The 16,341-nt window shown below is 66.5% G+C and carries 16 protein-coding genes; 3 read left to right on the top strand and 13 right to left on the bottom strand.

What is annotated here, in order from left to right:
* Positions 1-315: 315 nt before the first annotated feature.
* From edd to CLU90_RS12095, 3 genes are all read left to right on the top strand, one after another.
* Positions 316-2,229, top strand: coding sequence for a phosphogluconate dehydratase (gene edd, locus CLU90_RS12105; RefSeq protein ID WP_100428032.1), 1,914 nt, complete (start codon positions 316-318; stop codon positions 2,227-2,229).
* A 3-nt stretch (positions 2,230-2,232) separates the two neighbouring features.
* The gene (locus CLU90_RS12100; protein ID WP_092710928.1) at positions 2,233-2,862 is read left to right on the top strand and encodes a bifunctional 4-hydroxy-2-oxoglutarate aldolase/2-dehydro-3-deoxy-phosphogluconate aldolase; all 630 of its coding nucleotides are present in this window, start codon (positions 2,233-2,235) and stop codon (positions 2,860-2,862) included.
* Between the two features lie 62 nt (positions 2,863-2,924).
* The gene (locus CLU90_RS12095; RefSeq protein WP_100428031.1) at positions 2,925-3,437 is read left to right on the top strand and encodes a type IV secretion protein Rhs; all 513 of its coding nucleotides are present in this window, start codon (positions 2,925-2,927) and stop codon (positions 3,435-3,437) included.
* Here the strand turns inward: CLU90_RS12095 and CLU90_RS12090 are convergent.
* From CLU90_RS12090 to CLU90_RS12030, 13 genes are read right to left on the bottom strand one after another with little or no spacing between them, the layout of a single operon-like run.
* Positions 3,399-4,427, bottom strand: coding sequence for a LytR C-terminal domain-containing protein (locus tag CLU90_RS12090; protein WP_100428030.1), 1,029 nt, complete (start codon positions 4,425-4,427; stop codon positions 3,399-3,401). The two genes, CLU90_RS12095 and CLU90_RS12090, sit on opposite strands and share 39 nt — an antisense overlap.
* 13 nt (positions 4,428-4,440) lie before the next feature.
* Positions 4,441-5,388: a type II secretion system F family protein gene (locus tag CLU90_RS12085; RefSeq protein ID WP_100428029.1), complete on the bottom strand. Its 948-nt coding sequence runs from the start codon at positions 5,386-5,388 to the stop codon at positions 4,441-4,443.
* A 19-nt stretch (positions 5,389-5,407) separates the two neighbouring features.
* Complete coding sequence (locus CLU90_RS12080) at positions 5,408-6,382, bottom strand: type II secretion system F family protein (RefSeq protein ID WP_092710916.1); 975 nt, start codon at positions 6,380-6,382, stop codon at positions 5,408-5,410.
* 10 nt (positions 6,383-6,392) lie between these two features.
* Positions 6,393-7,760, bottom strand: coding sequence for a CpaF family protein (locus CLU90_RS12075; RefSeq protein ID WP_092710913.1), 1,368 nt, complete (start codon positions 7,758-7,760; stop codon positions 6,393-6,395).
* 26 nt (positions 7,761-7,786) lie between these two features.
* Positions 7,787-8,938 (bottom strand): AAA family ATPase, encoded by a 1,152-nt coding sequence (locus CLU90_RS12070; RefSeq protein ID WP_092710910.1) that lies wholly within the window; start codon positions 8,936-8,938, stop codon positions 7,787-7,789.
* A 34-nt stretch (positions 8,939-8,972) separates the two neighbouring features.
* Complete coding sequence (locus tag CLU90_RS12065) at positions 8,973-9,488, bottom strand: TadE/TadG family type IV pilus assembly protein (RefSeq protein ID WP_100428028.1); 516 nt, start codon at positions 9,486-9,488, stop codon at positions 8,973-8,975.
* A gap of 10 nt (positions 9,489-9,498) precedes the next feature.
* Positions 9,499-9,966 (bottom strand): TadE/TadG family type IV pilus assembly protein, encoded by a 468-nt coding sequence (locus tag CLU90_RS12060; RefSeq protein ID WP_092710903.1) that lies wholly within the window; start codon positions 9,964-9,966, stop codon positions 9,499-9,501.
* 7 nt (positions 9,967-9,973) lie between these two features.
* The gene (locus tag CLU90_RS12055) at positions 9,974-11,524 is read right to left on the bottom strand and encodes a Tad domain-containing protein (protein WP_100428027.1); all 1,551 of its coding nucleotides are present in this window, start codon (positions 11,522-11,524) and stop codon (positions 9,974-9,976) included.
* 46 nt (positions 11,525-11,570) lie between these two features.
* On the bottom strand, positions 11,571-11,858 hold the full coding sequence (locus tag CLU90_RS12050; protein WP_092710897.1) for a hypothetical protein: 288 nt from the start codon (positions 11,856-11,858) through the stop codon (positions 11,571-11,573).
* A 9-nt stretch (positions 11,859-11,867) separates the two neighbouring features.
* Positions 11,868-13,469, bottom strand: a complete 1,602-nt coding sequence (locus CLU90_RS12045; RefSeq protein WP_100428026.1) for a type II and III secretion system protein family protein — start codon at positions 13,467-13,469, stop codon at positions 11,868-11,870.
* A gap of 22 nt (positions 13,470-13,491) precedes the next feature.
* Entirely contained in the window at positions 13,492-14,340 is an 849-nt protein-coding gene (gene cpaB, locus CLU90_RS12040) for a Flp pilus assembly protein CpaB (protein WP_092710891.1), read from the bottom strand.
* Positions 14,337-15,683: an ATP-binding protein gene (locus CLU90_RS12035; protein ID WP_198511202.1), complete on the bottom strand. Its 1,347-nt coding sequence runs from the start codon at positions 15,681-15,683 to the stop codon at positions 14,337-14,339. The genes cpaB and CLU90_RS12035 overlap by 4 nt, the downstream gene beginning before the upstream one ends.
* A gap of 31 nt (positions 15,684-15,714) precedes the next feature.
* On the bottom strand, positions 15,715-16,335 hold the full coding sequence (locus CLU90_RS12030) for a methyltransferase family protein (protein ID WP_100428025.1): 621 nt from the start codon (positions 16,333-16,335) through the stop codon (positions 15,715-15,717).
* Positions 16,336-16,341 lie beyond the last annotated feature (6 nt).

Here is a 16,341-nt window from a genome sequence, read left to right as displayed (position 1 = left end):
TCTCGGTTGAAAGGAGCGCGGCGCGTTCGTCGTGGCGAACAGCGGATCGGGCGTTGGTATGAGAATAATACATCAGAAAAACGTAATTTCACTACAGTTTGTGACGCGAAGCGGATTTTGTTGTGCTTTTTTTAGCGATTGCGCCAGTGACATATAAGAGCCATGTTGGCAGGCGCCGATACGCGATATGGCCTGGGTTTGCCTTGATACGCCGCAATCCGTCGCTTATTTCTGTTGTCGGCCCATGCAAGAGTGCTTCTTCTTCACCGTTTTGTAGTAAAATTTCACGAAATACTCATTTTTAAGGAAATCCATATGGCGCTGCATCCAGTAGTCGAATCCGTAACAGCGCGCATCATCGCGCGCAGCCGGCCATCGCGCGGCGCCTATCTGGCGCACCTGGATGCGGCCCGCATCCAAGGCGTGCAGCGCGGCGCCCTGTCGTGCACCAACCTGGCGCACGGCTTTGCCGCCTTTCCCGCCAACGACAAATTGTCGCTGAAGGAATACAAGAAGCCGTCCGTGGCCATCGTGTCCTCGTACAACGACATGCTGTCGGCGCACCAGCCTTTCGAAGGCTTCCCGCAGATCATCAAGCAAGCCGTGCGCGAAGTGGGCGCCGTCGCCCAGTTCGCCGGCGGCGTGCCCGCCATGTGCGATGGCGTGACGCAAGGCCAGCCGGGCATGGAACTGTCGCTGTTTTCGCGCGACACCATCGCCATGTCGACGGCCGTGGCGCTGTCGCACAATATGTTCGACGCCGCCCTGTACCTGGGCGTGTGCGACAAGATCGTGCCGGGCCTGTTGATCGGCGCGCTGCACTTCGGCCACTTGCCCGCCGTCTTCGTGCCGGCCGGTCCGATGACGTCGGGCCTGTCGAACCAGGAAAAAGCCAAGGTGCGCCAGCTGTATGCGCAAGGCAAGGCCACGCGTGAAGACTTGCTCGAAGGCGAATCGAAAGCCTACCACGGCGCCGGCACCTGTACCTTCTACGGTACCGCGAACAGCAACCAGATGCTGATGGAAGTGATGGGCCTGCACTTGCCGGGCGCCGCCTTCATCACGCCGAACACGCCGCTGCGCGATGCGCTGACAAAAGCCGCCGCCCAGCGCGCGGCCGTCATCACGGCGCAAAGCGGCAGCTACCTGCCGGTCGGCCATATCGTCGACGAGAAATGTATCGTCAACGCCGTCGTGGGCTTGCTGGCCACGGGCGGTTCGACCAACCACACCCTGCACCTGGTGGCCATCGCCAAGGCGGCCGGCATCGTCATCGACTGGAACGATTTCAATGAACTGTCGGCCATCGTGCCCATGCTCACGCGCATCTACCCGAACGGCGACGCCGACGTGAACCATTTCCACGCGGCCGGCGGCACCGGTTATCTGATCCGCGAATTGCTGGACGCGGGCTTGCTGCACGAAGACGTCAACACCATCCTCGGCCACGGCTTGCGCGCGCACTGCATGGAACCGTTCCTCGGCGAAGACGGCAAGGTCTTCTGGAAAGATGCACCGGCCGCCAGCGCCGACGAGAATGTGCTGCGCCCCGCCTCGAACCCGTTCGCGCCGGACGGCGGCATGGTCCTGGTCGCCGGTAACCTGGGCCGCGCCGTGATGAAGGTCTCGGCCGTCAAGCCGCAGCACCGCACGGTCGAAGCGCCAGCCCTGGTGTTCAATTCGCAGGAAGAATTCATGGCCGCCTACAAGGCCGGTACGCTGGACCGCGACTTCGTGGCCGTGCTGCGCTTCCAGGGCCCGCGCGCCAATGGCATGCCGGAACTGCATGCGCTGACGCCGGCGCTGGCCAACCTGCAGGATGCGGGCCGCCACGTGGCGCTCGTTACCGATGGCCGCATGTCGGGCGCGTCGGGCAAGGTGCCGGCCGCCATCCACGTATCGCCTGAAATCCTCGCCGGCGGCCCGCTGGGTCTCGTGCGCGACGGCGACATCATCCGTCTCGACGCGTTTACCGGCGTGCTCGAGGCGCTGGTGCCTGCCGACGTCTGGCATGCCCGTTCGCTGGTCACGACCGACTTGTCGCCGAACCACGTCGGCATGGGCCGCGAGCTGTTTTCCATGTTCCGTTCCACCGTCAGCGCGGCGGAAGAAGGTGCCACCACCTTCGGCCTGCCGTCGCCGATTCCCACCACCGTCGCCTTGCACGACGCCGACAATGTCGGTGACACCGTACCGGGTTCCGATGAAGACTTTTTGGCTAGGAAATAAGAGATGACCATGACACTACTGGAAATTATGCGCACCTCGAGCGTGATCCCCGTGATTGCGATCGACGATCCTGAACACGCCGTACCGCTGGCGCGCGCGCTGGTGGCGGGCGGCATCCGCGTGCTGGAAGTAACCTTGCGCACCAAGCACGGCCTGGAAGCGATCCGCGCCATGTCGGAAGTACCGGGCGCCATCGTCGGCGTCGGCACCCTGACGCGTCCCGAGGAATTCGCGCAGGCGCGCGATGCGGGCGCCGTCTTCGGCGTGTCGCCAGGGTTGACGTCCGCCCTGGTGGCGGCGGCGAAAAGCAGCGGCCTGCCATTGTTGCCAGGCGTGATGACGCCAGGCGAAGTGATGGCGGCGCGTGAAAACGGCTTCCAGCAGCTGAAACTGTTCCCGGCCGTGCCGGCGGGCGGCATCGGCATGCTTAACGCGATCTACGGCCCGCTGCCGGACGTGACGTTCTGCCCGACGGGCGGCATCTCGCAAGAGACGGCGTCGCAGTTCCTGGCGCTGAAAAACGTCGCCTGCGTGGGCGGCTCGTGGCTGACGCCGAAAGACGCGATCGCGGCCGGCAACTGGGACCGCATCACTGAAATCGCGAAAGCTGCCAGCGGCCTGCGTTCGGTTTAAGCGGTACCCGCGCGGCAGGCTTCCCGCTTGCCGCGCTTTCTTCCCTATTCTTTATGCGAGTCTTGCGCCGCCCCCTCACCATCGGCGAAACCGCCATGGCCCGCAGCGTCTTCCAGGGCGCCATCGACTACGCGCGCGTGCGCGTCGTGCGCGGCTCCTTTCTTCCGTTCGGCTTGCAGGACCAGAACACGGCCATGACGCCGCGCGGCAGCCTGCACTTCATGCCGGCCCAGTACCGCGACGATTTTTCCCGCGAAGGCAATGGCGGCAAGCTGTTCTTCATCCACGAAATGGTGCACGTGTGGCAGTACCAGCTCGGCTACAGCGTGCTGCTGCACGGCGTGCTGCTGGCGCTGCGCGGCGGCTACATCGGGCAACGCGCCTACCGCTACGATGCGCAGGCGGGCGGCGTCCTGTCCGACTTCAACATGGAACAGCAGGGCGACATCATCGCCCACTACTTCGGCGCGCGCCAGCTGGGCATTCCCGCCTATGTGGCGCAGCTGCCGCAGCTGCAGGACATCCTGCAGGGTTTTCTACTCAATCCCGGCGACCGTCAACTGCTGCCGCGCTGACGCCGCCAGGCTGGCTACCGCATCCTTGCCCAGCAAGATACGCAGGTCGGCGCCCGCGCCGACGCCGCTGTCGTCCGATGCCTGTACTTGCGGCATGCCGCCCAGCGCCAGGGCCAGTGTGGCCGCCGCCTCGGCGTGGCCGGGGCGGTAGACGATGCTGCTGGCCCGGACCACGTATGGCCGCTGGTTGCCCAGCCGCAGGACGCTGATGCCCATGCCGCCCAGCATGCCGCGCATGCGCGCCGCCATCCCCGTTGCGCCATTGCCGTTGATGACTTCCAGCCGTGGCAGGGTTGCCACCGGCGCCACCGGTTTTGCCGGGGCCGGCAAGGCTGTGCGCGCGGCCACGGGCGCGTCGCGCCAGCTCAGCGTGAAGATATTCGGCTGTAACTGCGTCAGCTGCAAGCGACTGGCGGGCGCCGCTGGCGCAGGTGCCGGCGCCAGGTCGGGCGCGATGGCCTCTGCGGCGGTGTCGACCGCATCGGCTGTTCCTACGCTGCGCGCCAGCGCCGCAATGGCGAGATCCAGGTTGGCGCGCGCCGGCTGCTGGCCGTTGTCGAGCTGCAGCGACTGGCGCAACACGCTGGCCGCCTGCGCGTAATCGCCCTGCAGGTACAGCACGTAGCCGAGGTTGTTGTAGGTCCTGGCCGCCGGGGCCTCTTGCGCCAGCGCCTGCAGCATGCCGCGCGCCGTTTCCAGCTGGCCCAGTTGCGCGTGCAGCACGGCGGCGCCATTGCGGGCATCGGCCGAATCGGGCGTCAATAGCAGCGCTTCGCGGTACGCCTCCATTGCCGCGCGCGGGTCGCCCAGTTCCTGCATGCGCTTGCCCAGCTTGCAGAAAGCGGCGCTGCGGGTGGCGGGGCTGTCATCGATGCGCGCCTGCGGTGGCGCGGCATGGTTGCCCTGGCTGGCGGGGCCGGGCAGGTGGCCGCAGGCGGGCAGCAGGCCGGCGCAGGCGAGCATGAGCATCAGGGTGGTGTGCTGTGACATGGCGGTTCTCCGGTCAGCTGCCGCTGCCCATGCTGGGCAGGAGCACGCGGTAGATTTGCAGGAACGCTGGTCCCATCAGGACGACCAGCAGCGAAGGAAAGATGAAAAAGATCAGCGGGAACAGCAGCTTGAGGGCGATCTTCGCCGCTTCTTCCTCGGCCATCTGGCGGCGCTTGGTGCGCAGCTGGTCCGACTGCACCCGCAGCGAGGCGGCGATGCTGGTGCCGAAGCGCTCGGCCTGGATCAGCATGGCCACCAGTGCGTCGACATCCTCGACGCCCGTGCGCAGGGCCAGGTTGCGCAGCGCCCGCTCCTTGGTGTTGCCGGCGCGCAGTTCCAGCATCACCAGATGCAATTCCTCGGCCAGCACGGCGCTTTTCAGGGCGATCTCGGCCGCCACCCTGGCCAGCGCGGCATCCATGGCCAGGCCCGCTTCCACGCACACCGTCATCAAGTCCAGCGCATCGGGAAAGCTTTCGAAGATGTCGCGCTGGCGCCGCTTGATCATTTGCGCCAGCACGATATTGGGCAGGTAGTAGCCGATGGCGGCCACGATCAGCAGCCAGAACAAGAGAGCTTTGCCCGCCACCTGGCTGCCCGACGCGCTCAGTCCCAGGAACAGCAGCAGGGGCAGGCCGATGGCCAGCATGGTCTTGGCGGAAAAGAACAGGATGGGCGCCGACGCCTGGCGCAGGCCGGCATTCATGAAGCGCCGGCGCATCACGGAACCTTCCCAGCCCTGGTCGGGAATCGACAGTTTGGCCAGCGGACCGCTCAGGCGCACCATGCGCGCCAGCCAGGGGCTGGGCGCGGAGACGCCAGGCGCCGCCGCACTCTTGCCGGTGGCGTTGTCCATGCGCTGGCGCAGTGGATCGGGGGCAAAGCTGCGCATGGCCACCAGCACGGTGCCGAAGACGGCGATGAAGAGCAGGGCGAGAAAGGCGTAATGGACGGGATTCATGAGAGTTCTCCTTGCGGGCTCAGACGCGGATGCGGATGATATTGCGCATGACCAGGATGCCGCACACCATCATCACCAGGGCGCCGACGAGCATCTTGCGTCCGCCCGGGTCGACGAACAGCATTTCCAGGAATTGCGGATTGGTCAGGTGGATCATGGCCGCCGCGCCGAAGGGCAGCAGCGACAGGATCCAGGCCGACAGCTTGCCTTCGGCCGACAGCACGCGCACCTGTCCCAGCAGCTTGATGCGCTCGCGGATGATGCGGCTGATGCTGTCGAGCAGCTCGGCCAGGTTGCCGCCCGTTTCGCGCTGGATCAGCACGGCGATGACGAAGTAGCGCAAGTCCGTGCTGGGCACGCGCGTGGCCAGGTTCATCAGGGCGTCCTGCATGGCGATGCCGAAATTGACTTCGTCGAAGGTGGCGCGAAATTCCACGGCCAGCGGCGCGTTCATTTCATCGCCGACCATTTTCAGGGCCGTGGGGAAGGCGTGGCCGGCGCGCAGGGCGCGCGCCATCAGGTCCAGCGCATCGGGCAATTGCTGCTCGATGCGCTGCAGGCGCTTGGCCTTGGCGCGCAAGACGACCAGCAGCGGCAGCAAGGCCGCGCCGGCCACCAGCGGCAGGCGCAGCAGCCACGGCACGCTGATGTAGCTGAGCAGCAAAAACGCGGCGCCGGCCGTGGCCAGCATCACGCCGGCGAAGCTGGCCACGCTCCAGCTCAGGCCAGACTGCTCGAGCAGGCGGTCGAGCGCATGCACGCGGGGCACGCTGAGCAGCACGCGCTGCAGGGCCGGGGTGTCGCTCAGCAGGCGCTTCTTGATCATCGAGCTGCCCGCGTCGCCATGCGCGCCGGCCGACATGATGCGCAGGCGGCGCGCGACCCTTTCCGCTTCCGGGCCGCGCGAAGTGTTCCACGCCAGGTACACGCCCTCGATCAGCAGTACCACGGCGATGAAGGTGAGGATGGCGAATACGTAATAGAGATAGTCCATGATGCTCCCCTTAATGGTACTGGCGGGCGGGATCGAACAGGGTTTCCGGCAGGCTGATGCCGAAGGCGCGCAGGCGTTCGAGGAAACGCGGCCGCACGCCGCTGGCATGGAAATGCCCCTGTACCGTGCCGTCTTCGCCGATGCCCGTCTGGCGGAAGGTGAAGATTTCCTGCATGGTGATCATCTCGCCTTCCATGCCCGTGATTTCCTGGATCGACGTGACCTTGCGCTTGCCGTCCGTCAGGCGCGACACCTGCACCACCACGCTGATGGCCGAACTGATCTGCTGGCGCATGGCTTTCACGGGCAGGGCCGCGGAGGCCATGCTGATCATGTTTTCCAGCCGCGTCAGCGCGTCGCGCGGGGTGTTGGCGTGGATGGTGGCCATCGAGCCTTCGTGGCCCGTGTTCATGGCGCCCAGCATGTCGAGCGCTTCGGCGCCGCGCACCTCGCCCAGGATGATGCGGTCGGGGCGCATGCGCAGCGCGTTGCGCACCAGCGCGCGCTGCGTCACTTCGCCCTTGCCCTCGATGTTCGCTGGCCGCGTTTCCAGGCGCACCACGTGCGGCTGCTGCATCTGCAGTTCGGCCGCGTCCTCGATGGTGACGATGCGCTCGGCCGTGCTGATGAAACCGGAAATCGCATTGAGCATGGTGGTCTTGCCGCTGCCCGTGCCGCCCGAGATCAGGATGTTGACCTTGGCCTTGCCCAGCGCCTGCAGGGTGGTGCTCATTTCCTCCGTCAGGCTGTGCTTGAGCAGCAGGTCGGCCAGGCGCAGGGGCTGGGCCGAGAAGCGGCGGATCGACATCACGGGCCCGTCGATGGCCAGCGGCGGGATGATGGCGTTGACGCGCGAACCGTCGGGCAGGCGCGCATCGACCATGGGGCTCGATTCATCGATGCGCCGGCCCACGCGCGAGACGATCTTGTCGATGATCTTCATCAAATGCGCGTCGTCGGTGAAGCAGACGTCGCTCAGCTCCAGGCGGCCGTGGCGCTCGACATACACCTGGCGGTAGGTGTTGACGAGGATGTCGGATACGCCGGGATCGGCCAGCAGCGGCTCGAGCGGGCCGAAGCCGAGTACCTCGTCCTGGATGTCGCGGATCAGCGAGCGCCGTTCCAGTTCGTTGATCACGACATTGTCTTCCGTGAGCACGTCGCTGACGAGGATCTTCAGCTCTTCGCGGATCTGCTCGCGCGACAGGCGCTGCATGCTTTCCAGGTCGACGCGGTCGAGCAGCGCCTGGTGGGTGCGGTGCTTGAGTTGCTGGTAGCTCTGGCTCGATGCGCCCTGGTGCGCGGCATCGTCATTCTGGCTGGCGTCATCCTGGGCATAGCCCAGGCGGTCCCGCAGGGTGAGTTTTTCGGCAGTCATGGTCGGTCTCCGGTAAATGTAGGGAATCAGGCGCGCGCCAGCAGCCGCGAAACCCAGCTTTGCGCGGCGGGCGGGGTTTCGCCGGCCAGGCTGGCGGCCAGTTCCTGCAGGGCGCGCGAGACGGCGTTGTGCGGCGTCAGCTTGAGGATGGGCACGCCCTGGCTGACGGAGGCCGCCACCGCCTCGTAGTGGTTGGGGATGGATTTGTAGACGTGCTTGCCATACGCCGCTTCCAGGTCGGCCACGCGGATGTTGTCGCTGCTGGCATAGCGGTTCAGGATCAGGCGGATCTTGTCTTCGCGGTAGCCGAGGCCGCGGAATACGTCGAGCAGGCGCTTGCCGTCGCGCACGTACGGCAAGGTTGCCTGCAGCACGGGGAAGATCAGGTCGGCCCGGTCCAGCGCGCGCACGCTGACGGGGTCGAGGCCGCGCCCCACGTCGAGCAGGATGTAGTCGTACTGGCTGCGCGCCAGGGTCAGCAGGCGGTCGATATGGTCGGCTTCGACGTCGGCCGCATGGGCCGGATCGTCGGCGGCGGCCAGCACGCTGTAGGCGGGCGTGATCTGGATCATGCTGGCGGCCAGCAGCGAGGCGTCGAGGCGCACGATCTGCTGCGACAGTTGCGACAGGGTGGCGGCCGGCTTGTGGTCCGAGACGAACAGGGCGGCGTCGCCGAACTGCAGGTTCAGGTCGAACAGCGCCACCTTGCGCTGCTCGCCGGCGGCCAGCGCGTAGCCGAGGTTGGCGGCGATGAACGTGGCGCCGCTGCCGCCCTTGCACGAGACGAAGGCCAGCACCTGGCCCTTGCGCGTGACCTGCTTTTGCAGCTTTTCCTCGATGCGGCGCAAGGCGGCGCACAGGGACGCGTCGTCGTCCGGTTGCAGCACTTCGCGCACGCCGGCGCGCATCGAGCGCAGCAGGAATTGCGGACTTTGCTGCGGGCATTGCACGATGATGGCCAGGTTCGGATGGCGCCCGCCCAGCAGTTCGAGCTGTTCCAGCTCCGTCTCGCCCGTCTGTTCCTGCTCCAGCAGCAGCACTTCCGGCGTGGCGCCGTTGTCGAATACATCCGGTATGCTCGCCAGCAGGGCGACGCGGTCGGATGAGCTGCGTTCGCGCAGCAGGCGGGTCAGCCGTTTGAGCTGGGCTTCATTCTTCGAGACGATGACGATATTCACTTGGTACTCCCCGGTAAAGTGTACGGTAAGGTGTTCAATTGATCTGGAAGCCCAGGCTTTCGGCGTGCATGACCACCACCGAGGCCGGCACGGCAATATTGAGAAAACCGAACAGGCTGACCATCGGCGTATAGCTGACGTTGTCGATCGACACGCGCACGCTGTCGATGCAGCTGGCCGTGCGCGTGTTGTCGCCGCAGGCCGACAGGTTGTCGCCCGGGTCGCTCGGCGGCAAGGTCACTTCGGCGCCGCTCTTGTTCAGGTAGCTGATGGTGATGTTGGCGGCCGTCAGTTCCGGCGCGGCCGGCAGGGCCGTGCCGCCGAACAGGGCCAGGGTCTTGACGGCGTCCGTCTGGTCGATCCAGCGCACCACCGCTTCGCGCGCGGCGCGGCGGCTCACTTCCTGCACCGTGTTGTACAGGTACAGCATGCGGCCGAATTCGAGGATGCCGAACAGCAGGGTGAAAAACAGCAGCGCCACCAGGGCGAATTCGACGGCGGCCGCGCCGCGCTGGCGGCCGGTCCCGGGGGCAGGTGGAAGGTGGCGCATGGCGTTCTCCTTACAGCATGTAGCGCATGGTGGTGCGCGGCGAGAGCGGCGTGGCATAGCTGCTGGCCGCGCCGATCACGAAGGGCAGGTACTGGCCCACCGACAGCGTGTAGTTGACGACTTCGACGCGGATGCCGCCCGGCGCCGTGCCATCGGTGCAGCTGCTGTCGTTGAAGCTCGCGTCCAGGCAGGTGACCGTCACGTTGGCCGTGACGAAGTCGCTGATGCCGGCGCTGATGGCCGCGTCGACCACCGTCTGTTTGGCCGCCGGCACGCCCTGCGAGGCGATGCCGGCCTTGGCCTTGACGGACATGTTGCGCGCCGCGTCGCGCGTGGCCTTGGTCAGCGCGTCGTAGTACCAGAACGCGCGGCCGAAGCCGAAGATGCCGGCCAGCAAGGTGATCAGCAGGGCCAGCACGATGCCGAATTCGACGGCGGCGCCGCCGTGCTGCCTGGGATGGGAAAAGTGGTTGCGCATGGCCGCCTCACTTGTAGAGTTTGATTTCGGAATTCGGCACGGGCTCGATCAGGCCCGCGAACTCGACGTCGAGGCGCTTGGTGCCGCCGCTGAAATCGGCTTTCATCGTCATGAAGAATTTGCCGATGCCCACCGCGTTCATGGTCCCGCACGAGGCCGGCCCCACGGGCGCCGTGCGGCAGTCGATCAGCACCACGTTGAGGATGCGCCGGTTGCGCTGGCCCGGATGGGCCACCGAGGGCGCCTGGAACGTGGGGCCGCTGGTCTGGTTGTACGGCGAAGGCGGCGTACTGGCAGGAAAGCCTGCGCCGGGGCTGACGGGGTAGCTGGCCGTGTCGAAGTAATTCGCCTTGGCCGTGCTGTACAGGGGGTTGGCGTTGCCGTCCGCCACGCTGTACGCCGTGCCGGCCTTGGCCGGGGTGGCGCCATTGCTTTGGTAGGCGGGGCCGTAGGACCATAGCACGCCGTAGCCGGAAAACTGGGCGAACGTGGCCGAGGGGGCCGGCACGCTGCCGGCCGACGGCAGCTGGTAATTCGGCTTGTTGCCGGCCAGGCTGACGGGCTGCTGGCTGGGCAGGGTGCTGGCGCCCGGTTCCATCCAGCCCGTGGGTGGCGAGTTGGCGGCAGTGGCGGTACAGGGCGACGCGGCGCCCACGCATGGATATTCCTTGATGTTGGTGTCGGGCGGCGCCGTCACGGGATCGCACACGGAGGGCGAGGAATAATCGTCGAAACGCGAATTGAGCGAGGCGGCCAGCGAGGCCGTCAGCCCCGTGTTCGTGTAGACCTGGCCCGTGCCGCTGGTGATGACGGCGCTGCTGCCCGTGCACATGAATGGCGCGGTGGAGTTGGCGCTCGAATGCGAGGCGCTGCAGCTGCCGGGCGGCGCGTCGACGGGGTTGATCAGGTAGGGATCGGACGAGCCGCCCAGCGGATTGAGACCGAACAGATTGTAGGTGACGCCGCGGCGAAAGCCGAATTCCACCAGCTCCGTCAGGCCCGTGCCGGCCGGCGCGGCCGGATACGTGTATTGCGCCGTCTTGTTGGCCGGATCGACGGCGCACACGCCGATGGGCGTGACGTCGTTGACGAAGCGGCCCGCCACTGCCACGCCCGAGGTGCTGGTGCTGGCGATGCCGGCGATGCCCATCAGGTAGGTGGCGAAGGTCTTGCTGCCCGTGTCGACGCGGATGAAGGTCTGTCCGTCCGGGCTGGTGCGGGCGCTGGCGCCGGATGACCAGGGGCCGTCCGGGCTGGGGCCGAACTCGATGTTGGCGGCCGTGATGGTCAGCGCGGTGGAAAAGTCGTAGCGGTTCTTTTGCGCGATGGCGATGGCCTTGGCCTGCGCATTGTCGATGCCGGTGGCGCTTTGGTTGAGTTCCACGGCGCCGGCCAGGGCCGCGCTGTCGGCGCCGTTCTGCAGTTCCGTCTTGGCGATGTACAGGTGGCCCAGGTCCAGCACCAGGCCGCCCATGGCAAACAGCACCACCAGGGTCAGCCCCAGCACGATGGCGATCGCGCCCTGCTGCTTGTCGTGCCTGCGAAATGCGGTGTTCATGGCTGTCTCCTGGTGGCCTGGGGGGAGTGCGTGGCGGAACCGGCGCCTACTGGCGTCCGCCCACGCCGATGGTGAAGACATTCGGTTGCGGTTCCGGCGCCGCGAACGATTTCTGGTAGCGCTGGTAGGCGCTGGCGCCGGCCTTGCCGTCGATGCCGCTGACCGGGTCGGTATTGCGGTAGGCATCCGGATACATGATCTGCTGCGCCTTGAGCAGGGCCACCGATTCGCCGAAGTGCGAATCGAGCACGGGCGTGGTGGTGGCGGCGCAGCCGGCCAGCAGTGACAGCAACGACAACAGGGTGGCGCAAGGCAGGCAATGTGCGGTTTTCATGGTGTTCTCCTATTTGAGGTCGAAGCCGGCGGCAGGCTGGGGCGCGGCCGCTTGCGGTTGCATGGGGGCCGTTGCCGCAGGCATTGGTGCCGCTGCGGGTGCGCTGCCTTCCATTTTTCCCTGCATGAATATGTCGCCGCGCGTCGGCTGGATGTAGCCGTCGGTGGGCAGCTTGTAGTCGGCCGGCAGCGGCTTGACCAGGTGCGGCGTGATGATGAAGACCAGTTCCGAGCGGTCCGTCTGGAAGTCCGTGCTGCGGAACAGGGCGCCCAGCACGGGCACTTCGCCCAGGCCTGGCAGGGCCTTGATATTGCTGGTCACGTTGTTCTTGATCAGGCCGCCGATGGCGAAGCTCTGGCCGTCGAACAGCTGCACCGTCGTGGTGGCGCGCCGCGTCGTAAACGAAGGCAGGACGGCCGTGGCCGAGATGCCCGTGGCCGTGATGCCGATGCCGTCCTTGTTCAGGTCCGACACTTCCGGCGCCACCTTCAGATTGATGCGCCCCCCTTCGAGCACGGTGGGCGTGAATTTCACGGCCACGCCGAACTCCTTCTCTTCCAGCGTGATGGTGGGCACGCCGCCATTGTTGGTCTGGCTGACGGGGATGAAGATCTTGCCGCCGGCCAGGAAGCTGGCCTCCTGCCCGCTGATGGCCATGATGTTCGGTTCGGCCAGCACCTTGATCAGGCCATCGCGTTTTTGCGCGTCGAGGTTGAAGAAGTTGTTCTTGCTGGCGCCGCTCAAGCCGCTGGGATTGTTGCTGAGCAGACTGGACAGCAGCGAATACGACCAGCTGCCGATGGTCTTGTTGATGCCCAGGCTGGCGCCCAGCTGGTCGACCAGCACCTTCGACACTTCGGCCACTTTCACTTCCAGCATCACCTGCTGCGGCGCGGCGATCGACAGCAGGTTGATCACGCGCGGCGTGCCCGCATCGGGTGTGGCGGCGGGGGCGGGCGCGGCGGCGCCGGCCGCTGGTGCCGCGCCGGAGGTGGCGCCGCCGCTGCGGGCGCCGCGCTGCACGTAGGCGTTCGCCAGCGACAGGGCCTGGTCGGCCTTGACGACGTCGCTGACCATGCCCGACAGGATCAGGGTGTCGCCCGCCACCGTGACGTGGATCTTTTCGTTCGGCAGCAGTTCGGCCATGCGGGCCTGCAGGCTGCTGCTGTCGATGCCGACGGCCAGGTCGATGATGGTGGCGTCATTGCTCTTGTTCCAGAGGATCAGGTTGGTGGTGCCGACGGAGCGGCCCAGCAGATATACCTCGTTGGGATTGAGCAGGATGACGTCGGCGATGCGCGGGTCGCCGACGGACATGCGGCTGGCGGCGAACGGCAGGCGCATCAGGGTCGACTTGCCTTCGGCCAGGCTCATTTGCGGCGCCATCTCGGTGCGGCCGGCGCGCGATTCGCTTTGCGGCGGCGTGGCCTTGGGCCGGGCGGCGGCCCGGCTGCCGCGGGCGGTGCCCGTGTCGGCGGCAACGGCGGCAACGGCGGTGGCGGCAGCGGCGACGGGTTCGCCGCGTGCCTGGGGCGCCAGGGCGCCGATCATGGCGAGGGCAAGCGCCAGGCTGAGTACCCGGCTTCCGCTTGCTGTGCAATATGTGCTCATGGCGTGACTCCTCTGGTGCAGGTTAGAATTGTTGGGAGCTGCGTTCCAGCCCCTTGATGACATCGACGCGCGGGCCGGCCTGTGCCGTTGGTGCGGCGGCGGGACGGCGGCGTGGCAGCGGCTTGGCTTGCACCATGGCGGCGGGGGCGGCAACGGCGACTTTTTCATCGAGCAGACTGGATTTGGTGGCGCCTTCCGTGTTGACGGGCTTGTCCTCGACCTGGTTGCGCAGCACCAGCGACAGGGTGCCCACGCTGCGGGCCAGGTCGAGTTTTTCCGCCTGGTCCGGCGTCAGTTCCAGCGTCACGGCGTTGACCACCTTGGGCTTGGTGTCGTCGCGGTTCGATTCCTGGGCGATGGCCAGCACGAGTATGCGTTCGAGCACGATCTTGGAAATGTTCGGATCGCGGTCCGGCGTCTTGCGGGCTCCTTCGCCTTGGGTGTTGACGAGGATGTCGACGAAGTTGCCGGGCAGGGCGAAGCCGGCCACGCCCACCACGTCGTTAACGCGCACGGTCATGGCGCGCTTGCCTTCGGCGACGACGGCCGACAGGCCGCCTTGCGTGCCGGGAGGCGCCAGCTTGCCTTCCATGATGGGTTCGCCGTGCTGGATGCTGGTGCGCGTGACGCGCGTTTCCAGCAGTTTCGGATCGTTGATGGCACCGGGCGGCAGCGCGTTCGATGGCCAGTCCACCATGCGCACCATGTCGGGCGTGAGACGTGCCCCCAGGCTGATGTCGACCTGGGCCACGGCCACCTTGTTGATGTTGCCCGAGGCTTGGGCATTGATCCAGCGCGCGGCCACGATGACCGCGGCGAACGCCAGGATGACCGCGATGGCCATCATCGTCAGAGCGCGTGCGTTTCTCATTTTGCTTCCCCTTTGTGCTGGACCGCTGCCGGTCCGTTATGTGTGCTTGCAAGGTCGTCATCGCTGCCGAAATAGTTTTGCCATGCCCAGAACAGCACTTCCGGATTGAGCTGCGCCGCGTGGTCTTCATAGCGCGCCTGGTCGCAGACCTGCGCCAGGATGTCGCGCGGATAGCAGGCCAGCAGGGGCCGCCCGTACTGGCTGTGCAGGTGCAGCAGGTAGGTGTACGAGGCTTCGTCGAAATTGATGCCCAGCTGCGCGCAGGTGCTGCGGAACACGGCCAGGTAGTGGTAGGCGCTCAGGGGGCCGACATGGATCTTGTAGCCGATGCGGCGCAGGAAGGAGTCGTCGGCCAGGTGCTGCGGCGCCAGGTTCGACGAGAACACGACGATGACGTCGAAGGGCACGGGGAACTTGTAGCCCGTGTGCAGCGACAGGTAATCGATGTGGCGCGCCATCGGCACGATCCAGCGGTTCATCAGTTCCACGGGCGAGCAGCGCTGGCGGCCCAGGTCGTCGATGATGAAGATGCCGTTGTTGGCCTTCAGGTGCGGCGGCGCCTGGTACAGGCGGTTGCCCTGGTCGAATTGCAGATCCAGCATGTCGAGCGTCAGCTCGCCGCCCGTCAGCACGGCGGGGCGCTCGGCGCGTACCCAGCGCGGGTCGGACGGCACGGGGCCGCCGCGCGACAGGGTATGCAGCATGGGGTCGAGGAAGGGCAGCACTTCGCCGTCGACCATCACGGCATGGGGCAGGGCGATGGCGCCGCTGAGCAGGCCGTTCAGGCGCTCGGCCAGGTAGCTCTTGCCGCTGCCGGCGGGGCCGTGGAAGAACAGGGCGCGTCCGGAATTCATGGCCGCGCCCAGCTGGTCGAGCACGGCCGAACTGGCCACCACGTCGCGGAATTCGCGCTGCACATCGTCGCGGGTGACCTGCATGTCCGCCACGCTTTGCGCCAGCACCTGGTTGCTGTAATCGGCCAGGGTGACGGGGGCGGGACCGCTGTAGGCATTGCGGCGCATGTACTCGGCGGCGCGCAGGCGGCCCTGGTCGCCCAGCAGGTAGTACAGGTCGGCGTCGGTGCCGCTGCCGCCGTTGCGGCGCGCTTCGCACAGTTTTTCGGCGCGCATGAAGGTGAGCAGCGGTTCGAGCACGCCGGCGCCCAGTTTCACGTGCGTCGACAGGGCGGGCAGGCCGATCTGGCCGCGCAGGAAGAGTATCTTGACCAGCAGTTCGACCAGGAACAGGAAGGGCAATCCCGTTTCCTCGACCGTGCGTGGCGCGCGCTTGGCGGCCGGTTCGACGCCGCCGCCGTCGCTGCGTTCTGGATAGGTGTCAGGCATGATGGGTACTCCTCGCTCGGGTGGCCGGATATCAGAAGATGAAAGGCAGCAGGCGGTACTTCACCTGGCGCATGTAGACGCGATAGCGCACGTCGGTGGACAGGAAGCGCTCTTCGCGCAGCAGGCGCATCACCATCATGCTCATCGTCGCGACATAGATGACGGCGTTGGCGGGCGAGGTGTTGGACAGCAGGTAGCCGCTCAGGGAAATCAGGTAGCTGGCATACAGCGGATGGCGTATCACGCGGTAGACGCCGCCCGTCTTGATCTCGCGCTGCGCCGCCACCAGGCCGAAGCTGCGGTTCAGCGACAGCAGGCCGGCGATCTGCAGCAGGCTGCCGACGGCCAGCAGGTAGCGTGCGCCGGGCCAGATGGCCATGTCGGCGGGGGACAGCAGGAAGGGGGCGAAGGTGGCGCCGATGGCCAGCAGCCAGTCGCCCGCATCGGTCGAGACGCTGACGGGAGTCGAGCGCACGATGAAGAACAGGGCGGCCAGGGTTTCGGCGGCGCAGAACAGCAGATAGCTCCAGTCGCCGCTGTGCAGGAATCCCAGCACGTGGGCGCTGGCGAAGAACGTCCACAGGCAAGTCATGGCGATGCTGGTGAACAGGCTGGCGTGGCGCGAGTGGCAGAGGGTGGCGAGGGCGTTCATGGTCAG

It is taken from the genome of Janthinobacterium sp. 67 (assembly GCF_002797895.1).
Lineage (GTDB): Bacteria > Pseudomonadota > Gammaproteobacteria > Burkholderiales > Burkholderiaceae_D > Janthinobacterium.
This window is presented reverse-complemented; position numbering and strand designations above follow the sequence as displayed.

Excerpts from the sequence above, each read along its gene's own strand:
- edd (WP_100428032.1), top strand. The coding sequence starts at position 316 with ATGGCGCTGCATCCAGTAGTCGAATCCGTAACAGCGCGCATCATCGCG.
- CLU90_RS12100 (WP_092710928.1), top strand. The coding sequence starts at position 2,233 with ATGACCATGACACTACTGGAAATTATGCGCACCTCGAGCGTGATCCCC.
- CLU90_RS12090 (WP_100428030.1), bottom strand. The coding sequence starts at position 4,427 with ATGTCACAGCACACCACCCTGATGCTCATGCTCGCCTGCGCCGGCCTG.
- CLU90_RS12085 (WP_100428029.1), bottom strand. The coding sequence starts at position 5,388 with ATGAATCCCGTCCATTACGCCTTTCTCGCCCTGCTCTTCATCGCCGTC.
- CLU90_RS12080 (WP_092710916.1), bottom strand. The coding sequence starts at position 6,382 with ATGGACTATCTCTATTACGTATTCGCCATCCTCACCTTCATCGCCGTG.
- CLU90_RS12075 (WP_092710913.1), bottom strand. The coding sequence starts at position 7,760 with ATGACTGCCGAAAAACTCACCCTGCGGGACCGCCTGGGCTATGCCCAG.
- CLU90_RS12065 (WP_100428028.1), bottom strand. The coding sequence starts at position 9,488 with ATGCGCCACCTTCCACCTGCCCCCGGGACCGGCCGCCAGCGCGGCGCG.
- CLU90_RS12060 (WP_092710903.1), bottom strand. The coding sequence starts at position 9,966 with ATGCGCAACCACTTTTCCCATCCCAGGCAGCACGGCGGCGCCGCCGTC.
- CLU90_RS12055 (WP_100428027.1), bottom strand. The coding sequence starts at position 11,524 with ATGAACACCGCATTTCGCAGGCACGACAAGCAGCAGGGCGCGATCGCC.
- CLU90_RS12050 (WP_092710897.1), bottom strand. The coding sequence starts at position 11,858 with ATGAAAACCGCACATTGCCTGCCTTGCGCCACCCTGTTGTCGTTGCTG.
- CLU90_RS12045 (WP_100428026.1), bottom strand. The coding sequence starts at position 13,469 with ATGAGCACATATTGCACAGCAAGCGGAAGCCGGGTACTCAGCCTGGCG.
- cpaB (WP_092710891.1), bottom strand. The coding sequence starts at position 14,340 with ATGAGAAACGCACGCGCTCTGACGATGATGGCCATCGCGGTCATCCTG.
- CLU90_RS12035 (WP_198511202.1), bottom strand. The coding sequence starts at position 15,683 with ATGCCTGACACCTATCCAGAACGCAGCGACGGCGGCGGCGTCGAACCG.
- CLU90_RS12030 (WP_100428025.1), bottom strand. The coding sequence starts at position 16,335 with ATGAACGCCCTCGCCACCCTCTGCCACTCGCGCCACGCCAGCCTGTTC.